General features: G+C 41.3%; 7 protein-coding genes. 5 read left to right on the top strand and 2 right to left on the bottom strand.

Annotated elements, in window-relative coordinates:
- Positions 1-1,069, bottom strand: a 1,069-nt coding sequence (locus AC1DPZ_RS20570; RefSeq protein ID WP_477406911.1) for an ATP-binding protein, incomplete at its 3' end; no start/stop codon positions are given.
- Positions 1,070-1,308: 239 nt separating this feature from the next.
- On the opposite strand from AC1DPZ_RS20570, the gene AC1DPZ_RS20565 reads away from it, so the two are divergent.
- Together AC1DPZ_RS20565 and AC1DPZ_RS20560 are read left to right on the top strand one after the other, a co-directional pair.
- The gene (locus tag AC1DPZ_RS20565) at positions 1,309-1,905 is read left to right on the top strand and encodes an OmpH/Skp family outer membrane protein (RefSeq protein ID WP_477406909.1); all 597 of its coding nucleotides are present in this window, start codon (positions 1,309-1,311) and stop codon (positions 1,903-1,905) included.
- Between the two features lie 121 nt (positions 1,906-2,026).
- Positions 2,027-2,506, top strand: a complete 480-nt coding sequence (locus AC1DPZ_RS20560) for a nucleoside deaminase (RefSeq protein ID WP_477406907.1) — start codon at positions 2,027-2,029, stop codon at positions 2,504-2,506.
- A gap of 58 nt (positions 2,507-2,564) precedes the next feature.
- Here the strand turns inward: AC1DPZ_RS20560 and AC1DPZ_RS20555 are convergent, their stop codons facing one another.
- Entirely contained in the window at positions 2,565-2,975 is a 411-nt protein-coding gene (locus AC1DPZ_RS20555; RefSeq protein WP_477406905.1) for an RNA-binding S4 domain-containing protein, read from the bottom strand.
- Positions 2,976-3,306: 331 nt separating this feature from the next.
- Here AC1DPZ_RS20555 and AC1DPZ_RS20550 point away from each other — a divergent pair, with 331 nt between their 5' ends.
- The 3 genes from AC1DPZ_RS20550 (at position 3,307) to AC1DPZ_RS20540 (ending at position 5,773) form a co-directional block, all read left to right on the top strand.
- Positions 3,307-4,122, top strand: a complete 816-nt coding sequence (locus tag AC1DPZ_RS20550; protein ID WP_477406903.1) for a 2,3,4,5-tetrahydropyridine-2,6-dicarboxylate N-succinyltransferase — start codon at positions 3,307-3,309, stop codon at positions 4,120-4,122.
- A gap of 102 nt (positions 4,123-4,224) precedes the next feature.
- Positions 4,225-5,214, top strand: coding sequence for a glycosyltransferase family 9 protein (locus AC1DPZ_RS20545; RefSeq protein ID WP_477406901.1), 990 nt, complete (start codon positions 4,225-4,227; stop codon positions 5,212-5,214).
- Entirely contained in the window at positions 5,207-5,773 is a 567-nt protein-coding gene (locus tag AC1DPZ_RS20540) for an L-threonylcarbamoyladenylate synthase (protein ID WP_477406899.1), read from the top strand. The genes AC1DPZ_RS20545 and AC1DPZ_RS20540 overlap by 8 nt, the downstream gene beginning before the upstream one ends.
- The last annotated feature ends 83 nt before the right edge of the window (positions 5,774-5,856 follow it).

Raw genomic sequence — 5,856 nt, 5'->3', positions numbered from 1 at the left:
TTACCTCGTTATTACCTAACTTGGTTTTGGTTTGCCCTTCAAACTGCGGTTCCTGAACTTTCACCGAAATTACGGCCGTTAACCCCTCGCGGAAGTCATCACCGGTAATTTCCATCTTCATGTTTTTCAGCAAGCCCGATTTATCAGCATATGCTTTCAGTGTACGGGTTAAACCACGGCGGAAACCGGCTACGTGGGTACCGCCTTCAATAGTATTAATGTTATTTACGTATGAGAAAACATTCTCGGAGTAAGTATCATTATACTGGAAAGCAAGCTCAACCGGGATCCCGTTTTTAATACCATCAAGGTAAATAGGATCGGGAATAATAGCTGTACGTGTGCCATCCAAAAACTTTACAAACTCGCGCAAACCACCTTCAGAATAAAACTCTTCTGTTGGGAAAGAGCCATCCTCATTAGGGATCCGCTCATCGGTTAACGTTAGGCGGATACCTTTATTTAAAAATGAAAGTTCGCGTAAACGACCGGCAAGGGTATCGTATTTATACTCGGTGGTAAGGTTAAATATAGTAGCATCTGGTTTAAAAATGATGGTAGTACCTCTTTTATCCGTTTCGCCAATGGTTTTAACATCAAATAAAGGTTTTCCTTCTGAGTACTCCTGCGTCCAGATTTTACCTTCGCGGTAAACCAGCGCAGTAAGGTGGATAGATAACGCGTTAACGCAACTAACACCCACGCCGTGCAAACCGCCCGATACCTTATAAGTATCCTTATCAAATTTACCACCGGCGTGTAACACGGTCATTACTACCTCTAAAGCCGATTTTTGCTCCTTAGTGTGCATCGCGGTTGGAATACCACGACCATTATCTTCAACCCTTATCGAGTTATCTTTTAATATAAAAACCTTAATTGTGTCGCAGTGGCCGGCAAGGGCTTCGTCAATAGAGTTATCAACTACCTCATATACTAAATGGTGCAAACCTTTAACGCCTGTATCACCAATGTACATGGACGGACGCTTACGTACCGCCTCTAAACCTTCTAATACCTGTATATTATCTGCTGAATAATTGGATTTGTCCTGATTTTCTTCGCTCATATTTATTTAGTACAACAACCTTCAAAAGTACGAAAAATAGCCGGGATTAACGAATAATTGTGGATAAAAAGCGACGTGTGAGGAATTTGAAGATTTGGTAATTTGAAGATTTGAAAATGAATTTTTAACGCGAAATTTTCAAATTCTCAAATCTCCGAATTTTCAAATAAACAATTGATTAGGATACTTGCAATGAAAGTTTATCTTTGTCAAACTTTTTTAATTTTTTACGTGAGATAATGAAAACTACTGTTTCAACTTTAACAAAATTCACCTTCGGGATATTAATTGCAGGTAGCATAGCCGCCTGTAACCAAAATAAAACTGCCGATAAACCGGCCGCTGCTACATCTGCTGTAAGTGACAGTAAAGAACCCATCGTTTATATCAATTCAGATACTTTATTAAGTAAATACGAGTACACAAAAGATATGAATAAGCGCCTGGAAGAAAAAGGAAAAGCTTCACAAAGCGATTTACAGAACAAAGGCCAGGCTTTTCAGCGTGAGGTTGCAGAGTATCAAAAAAGTGCTGCTACTTTGCCGGCAGATCAGCGCCAGGCAACCGAGCAACGTTTACAACGCAAACAACAGGAATTACAAGGCTACCAGCAAAACGCAACTGCAGAGTTTCAAAATGTGCAGGCAACTGAAAGCAGCAAACAATACGATAAAATTGCTGAGTTTACAAAAGCTTATGCTAAAGAAAAAGGCTACAGATTGGTATTGCTATATTCAAAAGCAAGCCCGGTTGTATTATATGGCGACCCGTCATTAGATGTAACCACCGATGTAATTAAAAGACTTAACGACGCCTACGCGAAAGAGAAAAAATAATTTTTCAGATGTGCAGATATGCAAATTCTGTTAATTCTTAAATTCTGTCAATTCTGATTCAAATTATAAATATTTTTATAAAAACCTCAACTTCGGTTGAGGTTTTTTAATTTAGAGGAATATGAAAAACATGGCGCACGAAAAATTTATGCGGATAGCTATTGAGCTGTCAGAATATAATGTTAAGCAAGGCATGGGCGGCCCTTTTGGTGCTGTTATCACCAAGGATGGCATGATCCTGGCCCGCAGTGCTAACCGTGTTGTACCTACCAATGATCCAACGGCTCATGCAGAAGTTTCGGTGATCCGCATGGCTTGCCAGGAACTTGGCACCTATGATCTGTCGGGTTGCGAAATTTATACCAGTTGCGAACCCTGCCCTATGTGCCTGGGCGCTATTTACTGGGCCCGTATTGATAAGGTTTACTACGCCAACACCAAAGCTGATGCAGCTGAAATAGGTTTTGATGACCATGCTATATATCATGAGCTGGGAAGCCCCATGGCCAACCGCAAACTTCCATTTGTACAATTATTACGCGATGAAGCCCTTGCTGTTTTTAAACTTTGGCAGGATGAGGAAAATAAGATGAAATATTGAGGCAATTTGAAAATTTCAGATGCCATTCTTGTCATTTTCAAATCACCGAATTTTCAAATTATTCGTCTTCTCCTCCGCTCTCAAAAAAGTTATCTTTCAGGTCATCAATTTCCCTTCTGTCGAGTTTAGTGGGCCGACCTGCACCGCGGTCGCGTTTAAGTATGGGGGCATGAAACATGGACTTAAAGGCCTGGGTTTGCTCAACCGGGGTTATATCCAGGTAATAATCAACAGCCTTCTTGGCATCCACCCTATTTTCGAGCAGGCCGGTAACCCTAATTACTTTACGGTCAGGTCCTTTTGATACCTGGTAAGTATCGCCAATTTTTACTTCGTACGATGCTTTGATATTCTTACTATCCAGCTTTACGCGCCCGGCCTTACAGGCATCAGAGGCAAGGGTACGGGTTTTAAAAAGCCTGATAGCCCAGAGGTACTTATCTATTCTTAATTTTTCTTTTTCGGGCATAACCCTGCAAAAGTAAACAGTTTTTTAAAACAATTATTGCCGTTCTCGCCAGGCCTCAAGGTCTTTTTTGATGAATTTATGGAACAGGTGCCCGGCATATCCAACGCTGATATAGTGAAAAATTCAATTCCAAAAATCTGCAATGATGATATTGCCAGTAAAAATGCAGAAAATGGACATAGCGTTCATAATCAGGAAGAGGTTAGGTGGTATTAAATACCGGGTTGCCGGTTAACACATAATAAATTGCTGGTTTTACTCAAACACATTCACCTTAATTCAAGCAATTCTCCTTAAAATTCCTTTAATTTGCCAAAAGTTAATTTCATCAATGCAAGATCTTAAAAAACTGATTGAAGATGCCTGGGAAGACAGGAATCTGCTAAATTATAATGACTATACTAATGCCATTGAAGCCGTTATTGAACGTTTAGACAAAGGCGAAATTCGCGTAGCCGAACTGATAGGTACACGCTGGCACGTAAACGAGTGGATAAAGAAAGCCGTGGTATTGTATTTCCCAACCCGCAGTATGGAAGAAATTAAAGTTGGTCCTTTTGTTTTTCATGATAAAATGAAACTAAAAACCGACTATAAAGCAACCGGCGTTCGTGTAGTACCTCATGGTATTGCCCGTTATGGAGCTTACCTGGCCAAAGGTGTTATCATGATGCCATCATATGTAAATATAGGCGCTTATGTTGATGAAGGTACCATGGTTGATACCTGGGCAACTGTAGGTTCATGCGCACAAATTGGCAAGCATGTACACTTAAGTGGCGGTGTTGGTATTGGCGGCGTATTGGAGCCATTGCAGGCTGCCCCGGTTATTATAGAAGATAATTGCTTTATTGGTTCAAGAGCTATTGTGGTTGAAGGCGTACATGTTGAACACGAGGCTGTATTAGGCGCAAATGTGGTTTTAACTGCGTCAACAAAAATTATTGATGTTACCGGCTCAACTCCGGTTGAATATAAGGGCCGTGTACCGGCACGTTCGGTGGTTATACCTGGTTCATATACCAAAACATTTCCCGCCGGCGAATACCAGGTACCATGTGCTTTAATCATTGGTACCCGCAAGGAATCAACCGATAAAAAAACATCCCTTAATGATGCTTTAAGGGAAAACAACGTTGCTGTTTAGTAATTTGTTGATTAAGTTGGGGTAAGTGAGTGGTTAGATTTTGAAAAGATCCAATAACGCAACCATTCACTTAATCAATCATTCACATAATCAACTCAATAAATGAAAATACTGATAAGGCTGCCTAACTGGCTTGGCGATGTGGTAATGAGTACCGCATTCATTGCCGCAGTGAGGCAGCTTTATCCTTTAGCACAGGTTGACGTTATAATTAAAAGCGAACTGGGCAATTTAGTCCCGCTTATTCCCGGAATAACCACTATCCATCTTTTTTCAAAGCAGGAATACAGCGGCCTGCCAGGTGTTTACCGCTTCGGTAAAAAACTGCGTGCAGAAAAATACGATCTGTTTTTTAACCTGCCGCATTCCCTTTCTTCATTGATTATGGGTAAGGCCACATCTGCAAAAAAAAGAATTGGTTTTGATAAAGAGGGCGGTTTTTTCCTGCTTACCAATTCTTATAAAAAACCTGATAATCTTCACCGGGTTGATGAATATTTATATCTGCTTGAGCAGTTTACAGGCAAAACTATCCGCCACCGACACGTTGAGCTAATACCGGCTTTAAGTACCCCAAAGCAAACCAACCGAGTTTTGGTCAATTTTAACTCCGAGGCTACATCGCGCAGGATGCCGCCTGATAAAGGCATACATTTGCTCAATACTTTAAGCAACACCTTTACGGGTACAATATTTTGCCTTATCGGTTCCCCAAAGGAATCTGAATTTGTTAACCAACTGATTGCCGGAGCGGAAAATGCCGACCGGCTTGAAAACTATGCAGGCAAAACCAACCTGCCCGGTTTGTGCAGCTTAATGGCCGGGAGCGCGGCTTTATTAACCACAGATTCGGGGCCGGCCCATTTGGCCAACGCTGTGGGTATACCTGTTATAGTATTATTTGGAGCCGGAAACGAGCATAATACCGCACCATACAATAAACAAAACTTATCCATAATACGTTATGCTAAACTAACCTGCGAACCTTGTGTACGCAATACCTGCAAGCTTTATAGCGTACCCAAATGCATGGAAATGCTTAACGAATTTGAAATTATGAACAATTTAGGCCAATATATAGATCATGCTTAGAGACGAAGTTGCCAACGCTTTTAAAGTGCTGCAGGAAGGCGGCATTATCCTGTACCCTACAGATACCATTTGGGGCATTGGCTGTGATGCTACCAATGCTGAAGCCATAAAAAAGATCTATCGCCTTAAACAGCGCGATGAAGCTAAAAGCATGGTGATTCTGCTGGATACAGAAAACAAGCTGGAGAGTTATGTACAAGAGGTAAATCCCCTGGCTTACGACCTGATAGAATACGCCGAAAACCCTTTAACCCTGGTAATGCCCGGCGCCAAAAACATTTCACCATCATTGATAGCCGCCGATGGCAGTATAGCTATACGGGTAACCAGTCACCAGTTTTGTCAGCAGTTGATACAACGCCTGCGCAAGCCACTGGTATCCACATCTGCCAATATCAGCGGCAAACCCTCTCCGCAATACTTTTCGCAGGTTGACCAGGAGATCATAGATGGTGTTGATTATGTGGTTAACATTGATCAGCATAGTAAGGAAATCAAAAATCCATCAACCATTATCAAGCTGGCTCCGGATGGCCGTTTYGAGTTTATCAGAAGGTAGAATCAAAAGTTAAGATTGTTGTTAACTTAAAACCAACTCATCATTGCTGTAAGTGTACTTCCCCGTGGCGATTTATTTATTTC

This window comes from Mucilaginibacter sp. P4_G9, from assembly GCF_056400985.1.
The sequence above is the reverse complement of the archived record's forward strand: the minus strand, read 5'-3'. Positions and strand labels throughout refer to the sequence as shown.

Bases quoted from the DNA above. Each gene is read 5' to 3' on its own strand.
- AC1DPZ_RS20555 (WP_477406905.1), bottom strand. From the start codon at position 2,975: ATGCCCGAAAAAGAAAAATTAAGAATAGATAAGTACCTCTGGGCTATC.
- AC1DPZ_RS20565 (WP_477406909.1), top strand. From the start codon at position 1,309: ATGAAAACTACTGTTTCAACTTTAACAAAATTCACCTTCGGGATATTA.
- AC1DPZ_RS20545 (WP_477406901.1), top strand. From the start codon at position 4,225: ATGAAAATACTGATAAGGCTGCCTAACTGGCTTGGCGATGTGGTAATG.
- AC1DPZ_RS20550 (WP_477406903.1), top strand. From the start codon at position 3,307: ATGCAAGATCTTAAAAAACTGATTGAAGATGCCTGGGAAGACAGGAAT.
- AC1DPZ_RS20560 (WP_477406907.1), top strand. From the start codon at position 2,027: ATGAAAAACATGGCGCACGAAAAATTTATGCGGATAGCTATTGAGCTG.